Origin of the sequence: Burkholderia sp. Bp9016 (genome assembly GCF_003857765.1) — a bacterium.
GTDB lineage: Bacteria > Pseudomonadota > Gammaproteobacteria > Burkholderiales > Burkholderiaceae > Burkholderia.
Genome location: NZ_QTPY01000018.1, coordinates 108,808 through 129,530 on the forward strand (window position 1 = coordinate 108,808; position 20,723 = coordinate 129,530).

20 protein-coding genes and 1 tRNA gene are annotated in these 20,723 nt (G+C 67.8%); 15 read left to right on the forward strand and 6 right to left on the reverse strand.

Features of this window, described 5'->3' with window-relative positions; all coding sequences use genetic code 11:
• Positions 1 to 284 precede the first annotated feature (284 nt).
• The 6 genes from DIE13_RS22175 to DIE13_RS22200 all read left to right on the forward strand — a co-directional run bounded on the left by DIE13_RS22175 (position 285) and on the right by DIE13_RS22200 (position 7,542).
• On the forward strand, positions 285 to 3,455 hold the full coding sequence (locus tag DIE13_RS22175) for an Rne/Rng family ribonuclease (RefSeq protein WP_124829294.1): 3,171 nt from the start codon (positions 285 to 287) through the stop codon (positions 3,453 to 3,455).
• 132 nt (positions 3,456 to 3,587) lie between these two features.
• Positions 3,588 to 4,700: a GTP 3',8-cyclase MoaA gene (gene moaA, locus DIE13_RS22180; protein WP_124829296.1), complete on the forward strand. Its 1,113-nt coding sequence runs from the start codon at positions 3,588 to 3,590 to the stop codon at positions 4,698 to 4,700.
• Between the two features lie 29 nt (positions 4,701 to 4,729).
• A complete protein-coding gene (mobA, locus tag DIE13_RS22185) occupies positions 4,730 to 5,347 on the forward strand; it encodes a molybdenum cofactor guanylyltransferase MobA (protein ID WP_124829298.1) in 618 nt (205 codons plus the stop codon).
• Positions 5,348 to 5,451: 104 nt separating this feature from the next.
• Positions 5,452 to 6,747 carry a gephyrin-like molybdotransferase Glp gene (gene glp, locus DIE13_RS22190; protein ID WP_124829299.1) on the forward strand — a complete coding sequence of 432 codons (1,296 nt, stop codon included), beginning with the start codon at positions 5,452 to 5,454 and terminating at the stop codon, positions 6,745 to 6,747.
• A 37-nt stretch (positions 6,748 to 6,784) separates the two neighbouring features.
• Complete coding sequence (locus tag DIE13_RS22195) at positions 6,785 to 7,060, forward strand: hypothetical protein (protein ID WP_006476519.1); 276 nt, start codon at positions 6,785 to 6,787, stop codon at positions 7,058 to 7,060.
• On the forward strand, positions 7,057 to 7,542 hold the full coding sequence (locus DIE13_RS22200) for a GNAT family N-acetyltransferase (protein WP_124829300.1): 486 nt from the start codon (positions 7,057 to 7,059) through the stop codon (positions 7,540 to 7,542). Before DIE13_RS22195 ends, DIE13_RS22200 begins: the two co-directional genes overlap by 4 nt.
• 90 nt (positions 7,543 to 7,632) lie before the next feature.
• Here the strand turns inward: DIE13_RS22200 and DIE13_RS22205 are convergent, their stop codons facing one another.
• From DIE13_RS22205 to pncB, 5 genes are all read right to left on the reverse strand, one after another.
• Positions 7,633 to 9,111: a DNA recombination protein RmuC gene (locus tag DIE13_RS22205; RefSeq protein ID WP_124829301.1), complete on the reverse strand. Its 1,479-nt coding sequence runs from the start codon at positions 9,109 to 9,111 to the stop codon at positions 7,633 to 7,635.
• The gene (locus DIE13_RS22210; RefSeq protein WP_124829302.1) at positions 9,108 to 10,097 is read right to left on the reverse strand and encodes a D-glycerate dehydrogenase; all 990 of its coding nucleotides are present in this window, start codon (positions 10,095 to 10,097) and stop codon (positions 9,108 to 9,110) included. Before DIE13_RS22210 ends, DIE13_RS22205 begins: the two co-directional genes overlap by 4 nt.
• Before the next feature lie 82 nt (positions 10,098 to 10,179).
• On the reverse strand, positions 10,180 to 11,610 hold the full coding sequence (locus DIE13_RS22215) for a sodium:proton antiporter (protein WP_124829303.1): 1,431 nt from the start codon (positions 11,608 to 11,610) through the stop codon (positions 10,180 to 10,182).
• A gap of 43 nt (positions 11,611 to 11,653) precedes the next feature.
• Positions 11,654 to 12,316 carry a lactate utilization protein C gene (locus DIE13_RS22220; RefSeq protein WP_124829304.1) on the reverse strand — a complete coding sequence of 221 codons (663 nt, stop codon included), beginning with the start codon at positions 12,314 to 12,316 and terminating at the stop codon, positions 11,654 to 11,656.
• 86 nt (positions 12,317 to 12,402) lie between these two features.
• Positions 12,403 to 13,599: a nicotinate phosphoribosyltransferase gene (gene pncB / locus DIE13_RS22225; RefSeq protein WP_124829305.1), complete on the reverse strand. Its 1,197-nt coding sequence runs from the start codon at positions 13,597 to 13,599 to the stop codon at positions 12,403 to 12,405.
• Between the two features lie 278 nt (positions 13,600 to 13,877).
• On the opposite strand from pncB, the gene fdxA reads away from it, so the two are divergent.
• The 7 genes from fdxA (at position 13,878) to DIE13_RS22265 (ending at position 18,096) form a co-directional block, all read left to right on the forward strand.
• Entirely contained in the window at positions 13,878 to 14,201 is a 324-nt protein-coding gene (gene fdxA / locus DIE13_RS22235; protein ID WP_059235411.1) for a ferredoxin FdxA, read from the forward strand.
• 103 nt (positions 14,202 to 14,304) lie between these two features.
• Positions 14,305 to 14,380, forward strand: a tRNA-Asn gene (locus DIE13_RS22240).
• A 107-nt stretch (positions 14,381 to 14,487) separates the two neighbouring features.
• Positions 14,488 to 14,973 (forward strand): CreA family protein, encoded by a 486-nt coding sequence (locus tag DIE13_RS22245; protein WP_124829306.1) that lies wholly within the window; start codon positions 14,488 to 14,490, stop codon positions 14,971 to 14,973.
• Between the two features lie 61 nt (positions 14,974 to 15,034).
• Positions 15,035 to 15,937, forward strand: a complete 903-nt coding sequence (locus tag DIE13_RS22250) for an AraC family transcriptional regulator (protein WP_124829307.1) — start codon at positions 15,035 to 15,037, stop codon at positions 15,935 to 15,937.
• Positions 15,938 to 16,054: 117 nt separating this feature from the next.
• Complete coding sequence (locus DIE13_RS22255; RefSeq protein ID WP_124829308.1) at positions 16,055 to 16,822, forward strand: AzlC family ABC transporter permease; 768 nt, start codon at positions 16,055 to 16,057, stop codon at positions 16,820 to 16,822.
• The gene (locus DIE13_RS22260; protein ID WP_124829309.1) at positions 16,819 to 17,157 is read left to right on the forward strand and encodes an AzlD domain-containing protein; all 339 of its coding nucleotides are present in this window, start codon (positions 16,819 to 16,821) and stop codon (positions 17,155 to 17,157) included. Before DIE13_RS22255 ends, DIE13_RS22260 begins: the two co-directional genes overlap by 4 nt.
• Before the next feature lie 159 nt (positions 17,158 to 17,316).
• The gene (locus DIE13_RS22265) at positions 17,317 to 18,096 is read left to right on the forward strand and encodes a DUF4088 family protein (protein ID WP_124829310.1); all 780 of its coding nucleotides are present in this window, start codon (positions 17,317 to 17,319) and stop codon (positions 18,094 to 18,096) included.
• A gap of 117 nt (positions 18,097 to 18,213) precedes the next feature.
• Here DIE13_RS22265 and DIE13_RS22270 read toward each other — a convergent pair whose 3' ends face one another.
• Positions 18,214 to 18,612, reverse strand: a complete 399-nt coding sequence (locus DIE13_RS22270; RefSeq protein ID WP_124829311.1) for a hypothetical protein — start codon at positions 18,610 to 18,612, stop codon at positions 18,214 to 18,216.
• Between the two features lie 270 nt (positions 18,613 to 18,882).
• Between DIE13_RS22270 and DIE13_RS22275 the strand changes: the two genes are divergently transcribed.
• Both DIE13_RS22275 and norM read left to right on the forward strand, forming a co-directional pair.
• Entirely contained in the window at positions 18,883 to 19,101 is a 219-nt protein-coding gene (locus tag DIE13_RS22275; protein WP_014897685.1) for an RNA-binding S4 domain-containing protein, read from the forward strand.
• Positions 19,102 to 19,228: 127 nt separating this feature from the next.
• On the forward strand, positions 19,229 to 20,617 hold the full coding sequence (gene norM, locus DIE13_RS22280; RefSeq protein WP_124829312.1) for a multidrug efflux MATE transporter NorM: 1,389 nt from the start codon (positions 19,229 to 19,231) through the stop codon (positions 20,615 to 20,617).
• Positions 20,618 to 20,723 lie beyond the last annotated feature (106 nt).

Below are 20,723 nucleotides of genomic sequence, written 5' to 3' on the forward strand. Positions count from 1 at the left end.
CGGCGCGCGCGACGCATTGCGCGCGCCCCGTGGCAATGCCGGTCTCAGGCTTAGCGCGCTTTCGCAGCGTGCGGTGTGTGGACGCCGTGCTTTGAAGCCGTGTTCGCAGGTGCCCTATGGCCGCCGGCCCCGTCTTTCGGGCCCAAGCGCCTCTTCAGGCAATTCTCCCCGCCATCCTTCCCGCTCCAGCGTGCTTGTGACAACACAACAAGGTGCGGCCTGCCGCCGTTTCCGTCCTCGCGACAACCGCGAGGCGCCGGCAGCAGAGTCGCCTGGAGTCGTTCATGAAACGCATGCTGTTCAATGCGACGCAGCAGGAGGAGCTGCGCGTCGCCATCGTCGATGGGCAAAAGCTCATCGACATCGACATCGAAACAGCCGGGCGCGAACAGCGCAAAGGCAATATCTACAAGGGTGTCGTGACCCGCATCGAGCCGTCGCTCGAAGCGTGCTTCGTCAACTACGGCGAAGACCGCCACGGCTTCCTGCCGTTCAAGGAAGTCGCCCGCCAGTACTTCAAGGAAGGCATCGACATGCGCTCCGCGCGCATTCAGGATGCCCTGCGCGAAGGCCAGGAGCTGATCGTCCAGGTCGAAAAGGAAGAACGCGGCAACAAGGGCGCCGCCCTTACGACGTTCATCTCGCTCGCCGGCCGTTATCTGGTGCTGATGCCGAACAACCCGCGCGGCGGCGGCGTGTCGCGCCGGATCGAAGGCGACGAGCGCCAGGAACTGCGCGAAACCATGGCGCAGCTGCAGATTCCCGACGGCATGAGCATGATCGCCCGTACCGCGGGCATCGGCCGCAGCGCCGAGGAACTGCAGTGGGACCTGAACTACCTGCTGCAACTGTGGCGCGCGATCGAAGCAGCGTCGCAAAGCGGGAATTCCGGCCAGCCGATGCTGATCTATCTGGAATCGAGCCTCGTGATCCGCGCGATCCGGGACTATTTCCAGCCCGATATCGGCGAAATCCTGATCGACACGACCGAGATCTACGATCAGGCCCGTGCGTTCATGGACATCGTGATGCCGGACAACGTGTCGAAGGTGAAGCGCTACCACGACGACGTGCCGCTCTTCTCGCGCTTCCAGATCGAGCACCAGATCGAAACCGCGTACTCGCGCACGGTACCGCTGCCGTCGGGCGGCGCGATCGTGATCGACCACACCGAAGCGCTCGTCGCGATCGACGTGAACTCGGCGCGTGCGACCAAGGGTGCGGACATCGAGGAAACGGCAACCCGCACGAACCTCGAAGCGGCGGACGAAGTGGCCCGCCAGCTGCGCCTGCGCGACCTCGGCGGCCTGATCGTGATCGACTTCATCGACATGGAGTCGGCCAAGAGCCAGCGCGAAGTCGAGCAACGCCTGAAGGACGCGCTCAAGCACGACCGCGCCCGCGTGCAGATGGGCAAGATCTCGCGCTTCGGCCTGATGGAACTGTCGCGCCAGCGGCTGCGCCCGGCCCTGTCGGAAGGCAGCCACGTGACGTGCCCGCGCTGTAACGGCACCGGCCACATCCGCGACACCGAATCGTCCGCGCTGCAGGTCCTGCGGATCATTCAGGAAGAGGCGATGAAGGAAAACACCGCGGCGATCCACTGCCAGGTGCCGGTCGAGGTGACCGCCTTCCTGCTCAACGAAAAGCGTCAGGAAATCAACAAGATCGAGTCGCGCTTCAAGGTCGGCATCGTGCTGATCCCGAACAAGCACCTCGATACGCCGCACTACAAGCTCGAGCGCCTGCGCCATGACGACGCACGCCTCGACGATCCGCGCGCGTCCTGGAAGATGGCCGAGGAAGCCGCCCGCGAACTGGAGTCGGAAACCGGCTACAGCAAGCGCGCAGCCGACGTGAAGCCGAAGCAGGAAGCGGCGGTCAAGGGCATCACGCCCGAGCGGCCGGCTCCGAGCCCGGCACCCCAGCGCCCGGCCGAGCCGGTTGCTGCACCGGCACCGGTCGCCGCGGCAAGCGGCGGCTTCATCGGCTGGCTGAAGGGTCTGTTCGGCATGTCGCCGGCTCCGGCACCCGCGCCGGTTGCACCGGCACCGGTGAAGGAACAGGCTGCCCGTCCGGCCCGCGAGCGGACCGAGAAATCGGACCAGCGCGGCGGCGATCGCAACCGCAATCGTCGTGGCGGCACCCAGCAGGCTCAGGGTGGTCGCGACCAGGCTGCGGCAGGCCGCGGCCAGCCGCAACGCCTGGAACGCGAAGGCAAGGAAGTGCGCGAGCCGCGTGAACCGCGTGAAGGCCGTGAGGGTCGTGAGCCGCGCGACGCTCGCGAACCGCGTGAAAACCGCGAAGGTCGTGAGGGCCGTGGCCCGCGTGAAGGTCGCGAACCGCGCGAGCCGCGTGAAAACCGCGAACCTCGCGAGCCGCGCGAGAACCGCGAGAACCGCGAGCCGCGCGAACGCGCCGAGCAGCCGGAAGCCGCCGACGCAGCCGGCCGTGGCGAGCGCCAGGAACGTGGCGAGCGTCGCGAACGCGGCGAACGCCGCAAGCCGACGCAGCATGCGGCCACGCTCGAAACCGTCACCCGTGGCGAGAACCATCCGGAGTCGGAAGCCGACGAAGCAGCCGCAACCGCCCTGCCGGGCGCCGATGTGGCTGCCGATGCGGAAGCTGGCGCACGTGACGGCGAGGAACGTCGCCGCCGCCGCCGCGGCCGCCGTGGCGGTCGCCGCGAACGCGAGGACGAAGGCGCAGTCGTCGACCAGGGCATGCACGGCGAAGCCGCCGAGCAGGTCGTGACAACGGAAGCGTCGCCTGCGATCGAGCCGACCCATACGGCCGCACCGGTTGCCGTGGCAGCCGTTGCCGCAGCAGGCGCCGCCGTTGCCGACGCAGCCGTCGAGCAGCGTGCCGAACCGGCCGCGGTCGAGCCGCAACCGGCACCGGTTCGCGTCGAAGCGACGCCGGTTGCTCCGGTCGAGCCCGCCGTGGTCGCCGTGGTCGCCCTGGCCGCCGAACCGGCACCGGTCGCACCGGCTGCCGCCGAGGAAGCCGGCCCGGCTCCGGTCGCGGTTTCGCCTACCGATGCGTTCGAAGTGCCGGCCGCACCGACTGCCGTCGAAGCGCAGCAGCCCGCGCCCGTCGAGCAGCCCGCACCGGCACCGGTCGTTGCAGCCGAAGTCGCTCCGGTAACTGTCGCTCCGGTAACTGTCGAACCGGTTCGTGTCGAAGCCGCACCGGTCGAAGCCGCACCGGCCGAAGCGGTTGCGGCACCGGCACCGGCTCCCTCGCAACCGGCCGCAGCGCCCGCTTCGGCGAGCCTCGATGTCGTGCTGGAACAAGCCGGCCTCGTGTGGGTGAACACGGACGCCGACAAGTTCCGCGCGGCGCAGGAAGCCGCCTCGCGCCTGCCGCGTGCAGCCCGCGTGCCGCGCGAGCGCAAGACACTGCCGCCGGTCGACTCGACCCCGATGCAGCAGGTCGAAACGTCGCACCGCTAAGCGGCGCAGCGCACCGACCAGAAAGAGCCCGCCTCCGGCGGGCTTTTTCATTTCCGCGCTGCGGGTTTCCGCCCACCGGCCCGGCCAGCCGCTTGCGGCTAAAATAGAGGTCTGGCTCGCACTTCTTTCAACATGTCCCGACGCATCATTCCCCTCGCCGACGTCAGCGGGATGCCGGATATCTCCGGCGTCGCGCATACCCCTGACGGCGCCCTGGCCGACACGTTCGCCAGGCCGCTGCGCGATCTGCGCATTTCGGTGACGGACCGCTGCAACTTCCGCTGCGTGTACTGCATGCCGCGCGACGTATTCGACAAGGACTACCCGTTCCTGCCGCACAGCGCGCTGCTCACGCACGAAGAAATCGAGCGCGTGGCGCGGCTCTTCGTCGCACACGGCGTCGAGAAGATCCGTATCACGGGCGGCGAACCGCTGCTGCGCAAGAACCTCGAATTCCTGATCGAGCGCCTCGCGCGCCTGACGACCCACGAAGGTCGCCCGCTCGACCTGACGCTGACGACCAACGGCTCGCTGCTCGCCCGCAAGGCGCGCGCGCTGAAGGACGCCGGGCTCACACGGGTGACGGTCAGCCTCGATGCGCTCGACGACACGCTGTTCAAACGCATGAACGACGCCGACTTCGCGAGCGCCGACGTCCTCGACGGCATCTTCGCCGCGCAGGCCGCGGGCCTCGCACCGGTGAAGGTCAACATGGTCGTGAAGCGCGGCACCAACGACGACGAGATCCTGCCGATGGCCGAGCGCTTCCGCGGCACCGGCGTGATCCTGCGCTTCATCGAATACATGGATGTCGGCACGTCGAACGGCTGGAACATGACCGAAGTGCTGCCGTCCGCGGACGTCATCGCGCGGATCGCCGAACGATTCCCGCTGGTGCCGCTCGAGCCGCACACGGCGGCCGAAACCGCGCAGCGCTGGGGCTACGCGGACGGCGGCGGCGAGATCGGCGTGATCTCGAGCGTCACGCAGGCATTCTGCGGCGACTGCACGCGCGCGCGACTGTCGACCGAAGGCAAGCTGTACCTGTGCCTGTTCGCGTCGGGAGGCCACGATCTGCGCGCGCTGGTGCGCGGCGGTGCAAGCGACGCCGAGATCGCGACCGCGATTGCCCGGATCTGGCAGGCCCGCACCGACCGCTATTCGCAGTTGCGCGGCAGCGCGGCCGGCGACGTCGCCCCCCACGGCGACGGCAAGCGTGTCGAAATGTCCTACATCGGCGGCTGACCGCGCCGCCCGCCCCGATTTTCCCGACGATGCCCGCTTCCGACGCGCCCTCCATCACCGGCCTGCTGCTCGCGGGCGGGCGGGCGACGCGCATGGACGGCGCCGACAAGGGCCTGCAGTTGCTCGACGGTACGCCGCTCGCGCTGCACGTGCTGCGCCGGCTGTCGCCGCAGGTCGACGAGACGCTGATCAGCACCAATCGCAATGCCGATCGCTACGCCGAGCTCGGCGCACCGTTCGACGCGCGCATCGTGCCCGACGAAACACCCGATTTCCCCGGCCCGCTCGCGGGCCTGCTTGCCGGCATGCGGGCGGCACGCACGCCGCTCGTGGCGTGCTCGCCCTGCGATACGCCGTATTTGCCAACCGACCTCGTCGCGCAGTTGCGCGCGGCGCTCGACGCGCAACAAGCCGACATCGCAATGGCAGTGACCGTCGACGCGCTGCAAGCGCGCTCGCCGCAACCGACCTTCGCACTGCTGCGCACGTCGCTCGCCGACGATCTCGCCGTCGGGCTCGCGACCGGCGAGCGCAAGGTGCGTGCGTGGTACGCACGCCACAAGACGGTCGAAGTCGAGTTTCGCGACGAGCGTGCGTTTTACAATGCCAACTCCTGGCAGGAACTCGCCGCGCTCGCCCGCCGCTGACGGCACCGGCATCGTTCCCGCCCGCCGCATGCGCCTGCGCGCTCAGGCGCCCTCTTCGCGCCACCGGCCACGAACCCGATACGCCTTGCGGCGCAGTCCGACTGATGATCAAGCAACCCCCGCCCGTTTCCCGAACCGCACCCGATTCCGCTGCCCCGCTGTCGCTCGCCGACGCGCAGGCACTCGCGTGCCGTTTCGCGGTGCCGGTCGATGCTTGCGACACGGTATCGCTGCACGACGCGCTCGACCGCGTGCTCGCGGCCGACGTGAATGCGCCGTTCGACATTCCCGCGTACGACAACTCGGCGATGGACGGCTATGCGTTCGACGGCAGCGCAAGCGCGCCCGCATCGCCCGGCGACGTCACGCTGACGATCGCCGGTACCGCGTTCGCCGGCCATCCGTTCGACGGCGCCGTGGCAGCCGGCGCATGCATCCGCATCATGACCGGCGCGCCGATGCCGGCCGGATGCGACACGGTCATTCCGCAGGAACGCGTTCGGATCGACGGTGACGTCATCCGCTTCGCCGCGCACGACGCCGCACGCGGCGCAAACTGCCGCAAGGCCGGCGAGGACCTCGCGCGCGGCGCGTGCGCGCTCGCCGCCGGCCGCATCCTGCGTCCGTCCGATCTCGGCCTGCTCGCATCGTTCGGCCTGACCGAAGTCACGGTGCGCCGCCGCGTGCGCGTCGCCGTGTTCTCGACCGGCGACGAACTGCGCGAACCCGGCGAACCGCTCGGCCGCGGCACACTGTACGACAGCAATCGCGGAATGCTGGTCGCGATGCTCGAGCGGCTGCACATCGACGCCGTCGATCTCGGGATCGTCCGCGACGATCCGGCCGCGCTCGAACGCGCGTTGAGCGACGCGGTCGCCGCACAGGCCGACGCGGTGATCACGTCGGGCGGCGTGTCGGTCGGCGAAGCCGACTTCACGCGCGACGTGATGGCGCGCCTCGGCGACGTCACGTTCGCGAGCCTTGCTCTGCGGCCCGGCCGTCCACTCGCGTGCGGCACGCTCGCGCGCGCCGCCGATGGCGCCGGCCACGTGCTGTTCTTCGGGCTGCCCGGCAATCCGGTCGCATCCGCCGTGACGTTCTACGCCATCGTGCGCCCCGCGCTGCTGATGCTGGCCGGTGCGCACGCGCCGCCGACGGCGATGTACACGGCACTCAGCATGCAGGCACTGAAAAAGCGCCCGGGCCGCACTGAGTACCTACGGGCCATCGCGACGCGCGCCGCCGACGGCCAGTGGCACGTCGTGCCGACCGGCTCGCAGAGCTCGGCATCGCTGAGCGGCCTCGCGGCCGCCAACTGTTTCATCGTCCTGGGCCACGATACCGCGGCGGTCGACGCGGGCGCCCCGGTCGACATCCTGCCGCTCGACGGCCTGATCTGAATTCCAATCGGTATATCTCTACGGGGGCAATCCGCACATGAAAAAACAAATCTCGTCGATCGCCGCGGGGCAGACCGCGAAGGCGCTGATCCTCGTCTACCTGACGTTCAGCGTGCCGATCGTGCTGCTCGGCATTCTGGTCGCATACATCCGCTACGGGATGGTCGAGCTGAGCACGATCCTGAGCGCGCTGCTGCTGAACGCGATCCTCGGCTTCGTGCTGCTGTGGATCGCATGCCACGCGTACAACTGGGTCGCATCGCGCTTCGGCGGCATCGAGATCGTGCTGTCCGATCCGCCGGAGGAAGCATGAGCGGCACGCCGCTGATCCGGGCGGCCGACGCCCGTGATGTCGGCGCAATCCTCGCGCTGATGCGCGAACTGGCCGACTTCGAGAAACTTGCACACCTGTTCGTCGCGACCGACGCCGACCTGGCCGACGCGCTATTCGGCGAACGGCCCGCTGCCGAGGCGCTCGTGGCCGAGCGCGACGGCGCGATCGTCGCGTATGCGCTGTTCTTCCACAACTATTCGACGTTCCTCGGCCGTCGCGGCCTCTATCTCGAGGATCTGTACGTGCAGCCGTCGCAGCGCGGCACGGGTCTCGGCACCGCGATGCTGCGGCACCTCGCGGCGCTGGCCGTCGAGCGTCGCTGCGGTCGCTTTGAATGGTCGGTGCTCGACTGGAACCAGCCGGCGATCGACTTCTACGAGAAGATGGGCGCGACCGTGCTGCCGGAATGGCGCATCGTGCGCGTGACGGGCGACGCACTGGACACGCTCGCCGGTAACTGAGCGCGGCCCGGCCATGCCGGGCGCCGCTGCAAAAGAAAACGGGCGCCACGGCGCCCGTTTTCTTTTGCAGCCGGTTTCTGGCCACGTACGTCATGCGTCGTCCGCATCGGCGCCGTCCGCACCCTCCGACCCGAGCAGCCCGGCCGCCGTGTCGCCGGGCAACGCCTCGACCTGCTTCAGCTTGCGGTTCATCACACGGGTGCGCTGCTCGGCCGCCTCGATCGAGCGCGTGACCGTTTCGAGCTGCGCCTTCGTGCGCGCGAGCACATCGCCGAACTTGCCGAACTCGGTCTTCACCGCGCCGAGCACCTGCCACACTTCACTCGAGCGCTGCTCGATCGCGAGCGTGCGGAACCCCATCTGCAGACTGTTCAGCAGCGCGGTCAATGTCGTCGGGCCGGCTACCGTCACGCGATAGTCGCGCTGCAGCAGATCCGTCAGCCCCGGGCGACGCAGGATCTCCGCATAGAGTCCCTCGGTCGGCAGGAACAGCAGCGCGAAATCGGTCGTATGCGGCGGCGCGACGTACTTTTCGGCGATCGTACGCGCCTCCATCCGCACGCGCGCTTCGAGCGCACGGGCAGCTTCCTCGACCGCCGCCGAATCGGCACGCTCCTGCGCATCGATCAGCCGCTCGTAATCCTCGCGCGGAAATTTCGCATCGATCGGCAGCCACACCGGCGGCGCGTCGCGCGTGCCGCCCTCGCGACCCGGCAGCCGGATCGCGAACTCGACACGCTCGCTGCTCTTGGGCACCGTCGCAACGTTCTTCGCGTACTGGTCCGGCGTGAGCATCTGTTCGAGCAGCGCCTCGAGCTGCACCTCGCCCCACGTGCCGCGCGTCTTCACGTTGGTCAGCACCTTCTTCAGGTCGCCGACGCCGGCCGCCAGCGTCTGCATCTCGCCGAGCCCGCGGTGCACCTGCTCGAGCCGGTCCGACACGAGCTTGAACGATTCGCCGAGCCGCTGTTCGAGCGTCGCGTGCAGCTTCTCGTCGACGGTGCGGCGCATCTCCTCGAGCTTCGCCGCGTTGTTCGTCTCGATTTCCTTCAGCCGTTGTTCGAGCGTCGCGCGCACTTCGCCGATCCGGCGGTCGTTTGCTTCGGTCAGCTGCGTGAGCTGGCGGTTCAGCGTGTCGCCGAACAGCCGCAGCGCGACCGTCTGCTCTTCGCGCGCCTGCTGCGCCTGGCGCTGCACGCTTTCGCGCATCGCGTCGAACTGCTGCGCGTTGCCGGCGACGAGCTTGCCGAGTTGCTGCGCGAAGCCCTCGATCTGGTTGTTCTGCACGGTCGCGATGCTCGTTAACTGCGTCGCGAGCGTCTGCTGAAGCTGCGAGAAATTGCCGGCCAGCTCGGTACGCGAGCCGCGCGCGTTCTCGACGATCTCGCCACGCAACTCGCGTTCGAGCCGCTCGACCGCACGCGCCTGCGCATGCGCGGCGTCCTCGATCTGGTCGCCGAGCACGGCTGCATCGTCGTGACCTCCGCCCCCGCGCACGATCACGACGACCGCCACCGCCAGCGCCACGGCCAGCACGACGATCGCCGCCAGCAACAACGTCGTCGTCATGCGCGCGGCTTCCCGATCACATCCGGGTTGATCGGATTCGGCGGCTGGCCCGCGCGCGGCCCTTCGCCCAGTGCGGCAATCAGGTTGTCGGCCGCGAGGTTCGCCATCGCGCGGCGCGTCTTTTCGGTTGCGCTCGCGATGTGCGGCGTCAGCACGACGTTCGGCACATCGAGCAGCGCCGGATGCACGCTCGGCTCGCCTTCATACACGTCCAGGCCTGCCGCGGCGATCGTCCCGTTGCGCAACGCAGCGGCCAGCGCCGCGTCGTCGACGATGCCGCCGCGCGCGATGTTGGTCAGCGTCGCGGTGGGCTTCATCTTCGCGAGTTCGGCCGCGCCGATCGTGTGATGGTTCTCCTTCGTATACGGCAGCACCAGCACGACGTGATCGGCACGCGACAGCAGCGCATCCTTCGACACGTATTCGGCATTCAATTCAGTCTCGATGTCGGGCGCGACCCGCGAGCGGTTGTGATAGATCACCTGCATCCCGAAACCGCGCGCACGGCGCGCGAGCGCCTGGCCGATACGCCCCATCCCGATGACGCCCAGCGTCGACCCGTAAATGTCGCTGCCGAGAAAGCCGTCGTACGCCCACTTCCGCCAGTGCCCGGCCCGCAGCCAGTGCTCGGATTCGGCGATTCGTCGCGCGGCGGCCATCATCAGCGCCCAGCCGAAATCCGCGGTCGACTCGTTCAGCACATCGGGCGTGTTGGTGCCGAGCACGTTCGCCGCGTTGAACGCGGCCATGTCGAAGTTGTTGTAGCCGACTGCCATGTTCGACACGACGCGCAAGCGCGGCGCCGCCGCGAGCACGGCCGCGCCGACCGGATCGCCGGCCGTCAGCGCGCCGTCCTTGTCGGCAAGACGCGCGGCGAGCGCATCGGGGGCGAGCGCGTCGCCGTTATTCCATTCGACTTCGAAATACTGCTTGAGCCGCTCGATCACGTCCGGAAAAATCGGACGTGCGACCAGGATCTTCTGCATCGTCATCTCCACATGCCACAGCCGGAACGCGGCACGCCGTGTGCCGCCGGGACCGCCCGCGCTTGGTTGAAAATCGTCAGTCCTACGCCGCGAAAAAGATCCACGACGTCAGCAGGAACACCGGCATCAGTACGACCAGCGACCAGCCGAGATACGCAAAGAAGCTCGGCATCTTCACACCGCGCGATTCCGCGATCGCCTTCACCATGAAGTTCGGCGCATTGCCGATATAGCTGTTCGCGCCCATGAATACGGCCCCAGCGGAAATCGCGGCGAGCGTCGTCGCGCCAGTCGTCATCAGCGACTGCGCGTCGCCGCCCGCGAGATTGAAGAACACGAGGTAGGTCGGCGCGTTGTCGAGGAACGACGACAGCACGCCCGTCGCCCAGAAGTACATCGCGTCGATCGGCTTGCCGTCGGGGCCCGTGACGAGATGGACGATCTGCGCGAACGCGCCGTCCGCACCCGCGCGCAGGATCACGATCACGGGCGCGATCGTCACGAAGATCCCCGCGAACAGCTTCGCGACCTCTTCGATCGGCGCCCAGTTGAACGCGTTGCCCTCGCGCGCCGAACGCGGCGTCAGCGCGAGCGACGCGAGCGCCACGATGACGAGCGCGACGTCGCGCACGAGGTTCTGCAGCGCGACGTGCGTGCCCCACACGTCGAACGCGACGTCCGGCTTCCAGATCCCGCTCATCAGCACGAGGCCGATCACGGCCGCGAGCAGCACGAAGTTGATCTTGCCGTCGATCGTCAGCCCCACGCTGTCGGGCGTCGGGTCGAGCTCGTCCGGCCGCTCCTCGCCGCCCTTCCGGTAGAAGTACGTGTCGAGCACAAAGAACAGCGTCAACAGCACCGCGCAGATGAACAGCATCGGCAGCGCAAGATGCGTGGTCGTCCAGAAGAAGCTCACGCCGTTCAGGAAACCGAGGAACAGCGGCGGATCGCCTAGCGGCGACAGGGAGCCGCCCGCATTTGCGACAAGGAAGATGAAGAAGAGCACGACGTGCACGACATGCTTGCGGTTGTCGTTCGCACGCAGCAGGGGCCGGATCAGCAGCATCGCGGCGCCCGTCGTGCCCATCACGCTCGCGAGCAGCGTGCCGAGCGCGAGGATCGCCGTGTTCAGCTTCGGCGTGCCGTGCAGGTTGCCGTTCACGCAGATGCCGCCGGCCACCGTGTAAAGCGCGGTCAGCAGCACGATGAACGGGATGTACTCCTCGAGCAGCGCATGCACCAGCGTACCGAACGCGGTGTCCGCGCCGAACGCGAGCGCGAACGGCACCAGGAACGCGACGGCCCACGCGGCGGCGATCTTGCCGAAGTGGTGATGCCAGAACACCGGGGCGACGAGCGGGAACGCCGCGATGGACAGCAGGATCCCGGCGAACGGGATGCCCCAGAGCGCGGACAACGTGGCACCGTCGAGCGTGGCGGCCGATGCGAGCGCGGGAACGGCGCCAAGCGCGGCTCCCGATGCCATGCCTGCCCAGGCGGCATGTCGTTTCATGCAGAACTTCCTCGTATGAATGGCTGTGGATGCAACGGACGCGTCATGCGCCCCGCACGACAATCGCGTGAACGCGGTACGGGCCGTGTGCGCCCAGCACGATGGTCTGCTCGATGTCGCCGGTGCGCGACGGGCCCGATACGAAATTGACCGCGCGCGGCAATTCGCCCCGCTCCGCGCGAATCAGCGCGAATGCGTCTTCATGGCCTGCGACGATCCGCGACGCCGGCACGATCGCGATATGCGTCTCCGGCAGGAGGCCCGCCGATGCGTAGGTGTCGGGGCCGGACAGCAGCACCAGCGAACCCGTTTCGGCGGTTGCGCAGAAGCAACCCGTCAGACCGACGAGATCGCCGTCGCGCGGCTTTCGGCACTCGACCGACAGGCCGGCGCCTGCCCAGTCGAGATCGGACAGCGTGCGCCATGCGACGGCCTGCATCGGCAGGCCGTGGGCGGAAAGATAGCGGCCAGCGGCGGCGGGCGCGTCGGCCAGCGTCGCGACTTCGTCGACCGTCGTCGACAGACGCGCAGCTTCATCGACGAACGCGGCGACGAGGTCGGCCGGCATCGGCGGACGCGGCCCCTCGGGATGACGGGCGAGATAGTCGGCGACGCCTTCGCGCTCCGCTGCATCGGGTTCGCCCGTGCGTCCCTGCGCCGCGCGAATGCGCGCGAGGATCTGGCGACGGGCAGCGGAAGTGTCCATGAACGGTCCTCGTGACGTTGGCGTGCGATACCGTCGGATTATACCGGCGGCCCTCGCCGCCACGCACCTGCCCGTTCGGCCGACGCCTACTTCGACGCGTCGTCGGCCGGCTGCGCGATGCCGAACACCTGGCGCAGGTAGGCGAGATACGCCTTGTCGTCGCACATGCTCTTGCCCGGCGAATCCGACAGCTTGGCGACAGGCTGTCCGTTGCAGCGGACCATTTTGATCACGATCTGAAGCGGCACGTAGCCGAGATCGTTCGTGAGATTGGTGCCGACGCCGAACGCGAGCTTGCAGCGGCCGCGGAACCGTTCGTACAGCTGCATGACCTTCGGGATGTCGAGCGCGTCCGAGAACACGAGCACCTTGGTGCGCGGATCGCAGCGGTTCGCTTCGTAGTGATGCAGCATGCGCTCGCCCCAGTCGAACGGATCGCCCGAATCATGACGCGCACCATCGAACAGCTTGCAGAAGTACATGTCGAAGTCGTTCAGGAACGCATCCATCCCGTAGACGTCCGACAGTGCGATCCCGAGGTCGCCGCGGTATTCCTTCGCCCACATCTCGAAACCGTAGGTCTGCGAATCGCGCAGCCGCGGGCCGAGCGCCTGGCATGCCTGCAGGTATTCGTGCGCCATCGTGCCGAGCGGCGTCAGGTCGTGCTTCATCGCGTAGAACACGTTGCTCGTGCCCGCGAATTGCGGCCCGAGCCCGTCGCGCAGCGTCAGCGCGACCTCCTCGTGCCACACCTTCGAGAAGCGCCGGCGCGTGCCGTAGTCGGCGATCTTGCAGTCGGCGAACTCGGGCTTCGCGCCGAGCAGCTTGACCTTCTCGCGCAGTCGCTCGCGGCCTTCGCGATAGTCGGGCTCGCGCTGCGTGTTGCGGAAATAGACTTCGTTGACGATCGCCAGCACCGGGATCTCGAACAGGATCGTGTGCAGCCACGGCCCCACGATCTCGATGTCGATCTCGCCGTTGCCCTTCGGCGACGGCGTAATCGAGATGTACTTCTCGTTCAGATGGAACAGCGCAAGGAAGTCGACGAAGTCACTTTTGATGAAGCGCATGCGCCGCAGGTAGTCGAGCTCGTCGTCGGTGAAGCGCAGCGAACAGAGGCCGCGCACCTCGTCGCGGATCTCGTCGATATACGGCACGAGATCGACGCCGGGCGTGCGGCACCGAAACCGGTATTCGACGTTTGCGGCAGGAAAGTGATGCAGGACGACCTGCATCATCGTGAACTTGTAGAGATCCGTGTCGAGCAGCGAAGTGATGATCATGATTGCGGTACCGCAAATATCGTGATCGGGCCCCGGCGCACCGCGCGCCGCCCGGTCTGTCGGCCATGTTACCCGAATGCGTGCCCGACCATCGTGAAACCCCGGCCGCCCCGTCGGGCCGACACATCCTGCCGCCGCTCGCCGCCGACGCCATAAACTAATCACGAAACGATATAAGCCGGAAAGCCGACCACGTCATGCGGGTTTTGCGCTTCAGTTACAATGCCGCTTTTGGCGCAAACGCCACCCCATATATACCGCCAAGCAGGAGCGTTTTAATGACTCACGTTGTGACCGAAGGCTGCATCAAGTGCAAATACACGGATTGCGTGGATGTGTGCCCGGTGGATTGCTTCCGTGAAGGTCCCAACTTTCTCGCCATCGATCCGGACGAGTGCATCGACTGCGCCGTGTGCGTCGCCGAATGCCCGACCAATGCGATCTATGCCGAAGAAGACGTTCCGGGCGACCAGCAGCAGTTCACCGAGCTGAACGCCGAGCTGGCGAAGGGCTGGCCGTCGATCACGAAGACCAAGCCGGCACCGGCCGACGCGGACGAGTGGAAGGACGTGCAAGAGAAGCTGCACCTGCTCGAGCGCTGATCGCGCAGCGGCGCCGAAAATTTTTTTGTACGCCGCGGCCCAAAAGGGTTGACAGGTTAGCGAACCCTCCATACAATCTCGTTTCTCTGCTGTTGTTGTTTGTTCCCCGATAGCTCAGTCGGTAGAGCGCCGGACTGTTAATCCGTAGGTCCCTGGTTCGAGCCCAGGTCGGGGAGCCAGAAAATGAAAGGCCCGTCATTCGACGGGCCTTTTGTCTTTTCGGCGCCCGTCGGCCAGCGCCGCGCATGCTAGAGTCGTTGTCCCGCATTCGCATCCGGTTCCGTCGATGAAGCACAGCCTCCTTTCCGCCACGCCGTTCACCCTTCTCTTTTCCGCCCTTGCCGTCGCCCCGCTCGCGCACGCGGAGGAAGTCGGCAGCGTCAACACCCATTTCCGCGTGACGGGCTCCGATCGCGTGGTCGTCGAAGCGTACGACGATCCGCTCGTGAGCGGCGTGACCTGCTACGTGTCCCGCGCACGCACCGGCGGCATCAAGGGCACGCTCGGTGTCGCGGAAGATCCAAGCGAAGCGTCGATCGCATGCCGGCAGGTCGGCCCGCTCAGCTTCAAGGAGCCGCTCAAGCAGCAGACCGACGTGTTCAGCGAGCGCATGTCGTTCATCTTCAAGACGCTGCACGTCGTGCGCGTGGTCGACAAGAAGCGCAACACGCTCGTCTACCTGACCTACAGCGACCGCATCGTCAGCGGCAGCCCGAAGAACGCCGTCACCGCAGTGCCGATGCCGGCCGGCACGACGATCCCGGTCAAGTAAGCCCGCGCCTGCCAGGCGCGCGAGCGATACACTGTCGATTCGACCGTTCCCGCGCCCGATCATGTCCGCCACCCGCCTTCCGGATTCCGCACGCTACTGGCGCACGCCGCTGCTGCCGAATGCGGACCTGCTCACAGCGACCTATCGCGACCATACGTTCGCGCCGCACTGGCACGACGCGTACACGATTCCGGTGATCCTCGAGGGCGCGGAGCGCTACACCTGCCGCGGCAGCGGCCATGTCGCCGAAACGGGCACCGTGCCGGTGATCAATCCCGGCGAAGTGCACACGGGCTCGCGCGCGACCGACGAGGGCTGGTGCTATCGCGTCAGCTACGTGCCGGTCGACTATATCCGCGCACTCGCGAGCGCGATCGCAGGTCGCCAGCAGGATGCGCCCTGGTTCCCGTCCAGCGTGATCCGCGACCCCGATCTCGCGGCGCGCCTCGCGCTCGCGCACCGGATGATGGAAGCCGGCAGCGAACCCATGCCGCCATCCGGCGCGCACGGGCCAGTGGCAACCGACGATCCCGCACCCGGCACGCCGCGCGCGTACGATCCGCTCGCCGCCGAAACGGCGCTGCTCGACGCGCTGTCGACACTGATCGCGCGCCATGCCGACGCGCGGCTGCAACCGGCGGTGCTCGCGGCAGACGAACCGCGCGTCGACGCGATGCGCGAACGGCTCGCGGCCGATCTCACGTGCACGGTGACGCTCGACGATGTCGCACAGGCAGTCGGCCTGTCGTCGTTCCATGCAGCACGCCTGTTCACCCGTACGACCGGGATGCCGCCGCATGCGTGGCGCAACCAGTTGCGGTTGCAGCGCGCGCTTGCACCGTTGCGCGCAGGCGTACCCGTCGCCGATGTCGCGGCGGCAAGCGGCTTCGTCGACCAGAGCCACTTCACGCGACACTTCAAACGGATGTTCGGCGTGCCGCCCGGGCGCTGGCAGGCGCGCTGACGAACGAATTCGCGCATGCGCCGGCACGGGAAACCGTGCCCGCACGTCGCGCCGCCGACATCGGCGCGCGCAAGAACATACAAGCCGCCACGGCGCCGGCCCGCTATCCTCCGACTCATGGAGAAGCGCCCATTGAACCCCGTACCCTCGCCCCCACCCCGCCGTCCGCTGAACGAATGGCTCGACGGCGCACGCGACACGATCCCGATGATGATCGGCGCGGCGCCGTTCGGCGTGATCTTCGGCACGCTCGTCGGCGGCGGCCCGCTCACCGCCTGGCACGGCGCGCTGATGTCGCTCGTCGTGTTCGCCGGCTCCGCGCAATTCATCGCGCTCGGCCTGATCGCCGGAAGCGCGAGCTTCGTCGTCGTGCTCGCGACGACGCTGATCGTAAACCTGCGCCACCTGCTGTACAGCGCGACGCTCGCGCCGTACGTCGCGCACCTGCCGCTGCGCTGGCGCGCAATGCTCGGCGCGCTGATGACCGACGAGGTATTCGCGGTCGCCTATGCGCATTACCGGCACTTCCCGCCCGGCGCGATCGGCCCGTACTACTTCTTCGGCTCAGGCCTCGCGATGTACCTGAACTGGCAGGTCTGGACGCTCGCGGGCATCGGCTTCGGCGCCGCGTTCCCGGGCCTCCAGTCGCTCGGCCTCGATTTCGCGATGGCGGCGACCTTCATCGCGATCGTCGTCCCGCAACTCGGCACGCTGCGCTATTTCGCGGCCGCCGCGACGGCCGGCACGCTCGCATACTTCTGGCAGGGCTGGCCTTACAAGCTCGGGCTGCTCGGTGCCGTGGCCGCCGGCGTCGCGGTCGGCGTCGCGCTCACGCTGCTGCACGCGCGCTCGCGCACCGGTTCGCGCACGGAGGCCGCATCGTGAGCTACGCGCTGCTGATCCTCGGGATGGCCGTCATCACCTATGCGATCCGGACGACGCTGTTCCTGTTCGGCGAGCGACTGACCTTTCCGCCGCTCGTGCGGACCGCACTCGGCTTCGTGCCCGTCACGGTGCTGACCGCGATCATCGTGCCGATGGTCGTCTCGCCGCACGGCGGCACGGCCGAACTGACCTGGCGCAATCCGCAGCTCGTCGGCGCGCTCGCCGCCGTGCTCGTATCGGCAACGACGCGCCGGCCGCTCCTGACGATCGCGGTCGGGCTCGCGGTGTTCTTCTTCTGGCAAGGAGTCGTGATGCCGCACTGGCTGCCGGCGTAAGCGCGCTTCGCCGGTCGCGCTCAAGTTTGCGTGCGGCGCGCCGATATAGGGAATGAAGACCCGCCATCGGCCTCGGCGCGAACCGGTCCGTCGACGCTGCGCCCGTCCTGGTGCGTGATGCCGGCGACCTACCCGCGCGGGCCGCCATCGAGACGATTCATGGGCCAGATCACCCTTTCCATCAAGGACGACACGCTTGCGTCCCTGCGCAAGGACTACGATGCGTTCGTGCGCGTATCGCTAAAGCTCGACCCGCAGTTCGCGACGCCGTCGTTCGAGGATTTCCTGCGCGCCAAGCTGCTCGACAACATGGTGCCGCTGACCGAGCACGCGGTACAGCGAATGCTCGAGGGCGGCCAGTACGCGTGGGCAAAGCGCACCCTCGACAAGGAATTCCCGGACGTCGTCGCGATCCTGATGCGACAGGCCGGCGAATTCGGCTTCGGTTTCGCGGCGCGCTCCGAGTGGACGCCGGACGAGCTCGCGAAGGCATGCCGCGACTGGGCCAAGGCGATCGTCGCCGAAGCGCAGAGCGACGTATCGCTCGTCGATCCGCTCGCCGCGCAGATCAAGAGCGCGGTGCACGATATCCAGACACTCGAGGAGATGATGCAGACGCCCGCGTGGCGGCTCGCGGAGTCGCTGCGGCAGCGCATCTACGAGGCGAAGCTCGCGTGCGAGATGAGCGTCGGCAGCGCGGCACGCGACAAGCTCGGCGAGTTGCGCGGGCTGCTGCGGCTCGGTCTCTCGCACGGCTCGTTCCAGAAACAGGAAGCGCAGCAGATCATGGAGTACATGCGGCTCCTGAAGCCCGAGATCTTCGTCGACGAACCATACGACGTATTCGCCCGGCTTGCCGGATGGCTGCGCAGCGTGTTTACGCCAGCCACCGCTGCGCGGCGTGCGCCCGGACCGGGGCCGGAACAGCGTCGGCCATGACGGCCCGCACCGGCGCATGAAAAACGGCCCGGGCCGCGCAATGCGAACCGGGCCGCCGGATCACCGCCGTCGCGACGCGCCGTCCGGGGCGAGCATCGCGCGGCGACAAGGCACGGCTTACTGTGTGGCGCCCTGGGCCGATGCACCGCCCTGCACGCCTGCCGATGCACCGCCTTCGGCCGCCGCGTCGCCCACCTTCGATTTGGCCATACCGGCATGGTGCTTGGCCGACTTAGCCGCATGCTTCGCGTGCTTCTTGGTCGAATGAACCGACGACGCAGCCGTATCCTTCGCGCCGTCGGCTGCAGTACCGAGCGCGTCGGTCGCGCCGCCCGCCGCATTGCCCGATGCGTTCGCGCCGGCACCTCCTTGCATGCCGACACCTGCGGCCGGCGCCTGTGCCTGCACGCCGGCTCCCGCACTGCCCTGGGTCGCGACGCCCGTCTGCGCGAATGCGGCCGAAGTGGCAAACGCCGTCAGCGCGGCACCGATCAGCATCGTACGAATCTTGGACATGACAGTCCTCCTCAAGAAGTTGTTGGCGCGGATCGCATCGATGCGATCCGTCGCGTCCGCTGCCGCAACATGCAGCAGGTACGACGAAAGACCCGCGGGCGGCACGGCCGGTTCTCGAATCTCTCAGACTGTTACCCACCGTTTCATTTGCTGACGAATGGCTCACAGTCCTTAATAACCGCGGGCCGCGACCGTGCGCGCTCGCGTGCCGGCCCGCGGTGCCGTATGATGCGGGGCGACTCCTCCCGCGCATTGCGCCCCCCTTTCGTCATGCCCAACCTGGATTTCACGCTGACCGGCGAATACGTCGAGCTGCACAACCTTCTCAAGATCACCGGCCTCGCGGATAGCGGCGGCACCGCGAAGATGTTCGTCGCGTCCGGCGCGGTGAAAGTCGACGGCGCGGTCGAACTGCGCAAGACCTGCAAGATCCGCGCAGGTCAGGTCGTGCTATTCGGCGATACGCGGATCGCAGTCCACGACGCATAGCGGTTCCCCCTGACCACGGCATGGCCATCGGCACGCGTTCGACACGGTTTCAATAAAGCCGTAAGCTAGCTGTCTCTCAAAATAAATACAGACAGCGCGGGTCCGCACCCGCGCGAGCGCCCATTCCATGTCGCATTCCGGTCTTACGCGGACGGCCGCCGCGCCGCCGTCCCTGTCCAGTCATGCCGCCGATACCGCGCGCCTCGCCGCTCCGCTTGCGATCGCACAACTCTCGCAGATGGCGATGAGCGTCACCGACACGGTGCTGCTCGGCTCGCTCGGCCCCGATTCGCTCGCGGCCGGCGGCCTCGGTGCGAACTTCTTCTTCGTCATCGTGACCGTGCTGCAGGGCGTACTGTCGTCGGTGAGCGTGAGCGTCGCGCATGCGCGCGGCGCGCAGGCCGAACACCGGGTGCCGCATATCTACTGGACCGGCTTCGTGCTGTCCGTGCTGCTCGCGATTCCGGCGATCGTCGCGCTGTCGCTGTCCGAACCGATCCTGCTGATGTTCCACGAGCCGCCGCTGCTCGCGCATCACGTCGGCGAGTACACCGGCATCCTGCGTTTCGCGGCGCTCGGCAGCCTGATCGGCGTCGGGCTGATGCGCGCGTTCCTGCCCGCGATCGGCGCCGCGCGGCGCCTGCTGTGGGTGTCGATCGGCGGCGTCGGCATCAACGGCGTACTGAACTACGGGCTGATCCACGGCGCCTTCGGGTTGCCGCGGCTGGGCTTCCTCGGTTCGGCGGTCGCGACGACGATCACGATCTGGCTCACGGCGCTCGCGCTGATCTGGCTGCTGCACGGCCGCCAGCGGTTCCGCCATTTCGTGACCGCCGCGCGCCCGAAGCTGCCCGTGATGGGCGAGCTGATCGGCATCGGCTGGCCGGTGGCGATCACGTACGGGGTCGAATCGACGCTCTTTCTCGCGACGGGCCTGACCATCGGCGTGCTCGGCGCGACCTCGCTTGCCGCGCACCAGATTGCGCTGAACGTCGCATCGGTAGCGTTCATGGTGCCGCTCGCGATCGGCCAGGCCGCCAACGTGCGCGTCGGCTACTGGGTCGGCGCCGGTGCGCCGGTCGCCGCCCGGCACGCGGGCTTCGTCGCGCTCGGCCTCGGCGTCGCGTTCATGTCGCTGTCCGGTCTCGTGCTGATCGTCGCACCGCATGCGATCGTCGGCCTGTACCTGCACCTCGACGATCCTTCGAACGTCGGCACGGTGTCGCTCGCCGCGTCGCTGCTCGGCATCGCTGCGGTGTTCCAGATCGTCGACGGCATGCAGACCGTCGCATCCGGCGCACTGCGCGGACTGAAGGACACGCGCATCCCGATGCTCGCGGCGACCTTCGGCTACTGGGGGATCGGCTTCCCGACCGGCTACTGGCTGGCATTCCACGCGGGCCTCGGCGCCCGCGGCCTGTGGTGGGGGCTCGCGGCCGGCCTCGCGAGCGTCGCCGTGCTGATGGCATGGCGCTTCCATCTGAAGAGCGCATCGCTTGTCGCAGCGACACGCTGAGCGCGACACGACGCAAAATCGCCTCCGGCGCTATGCTTGTCCCTTGAAGATCCAGAACGCCGCCGTCCAAGCGACGCGACTGCCCCACGATACGCCAGACGCCGCG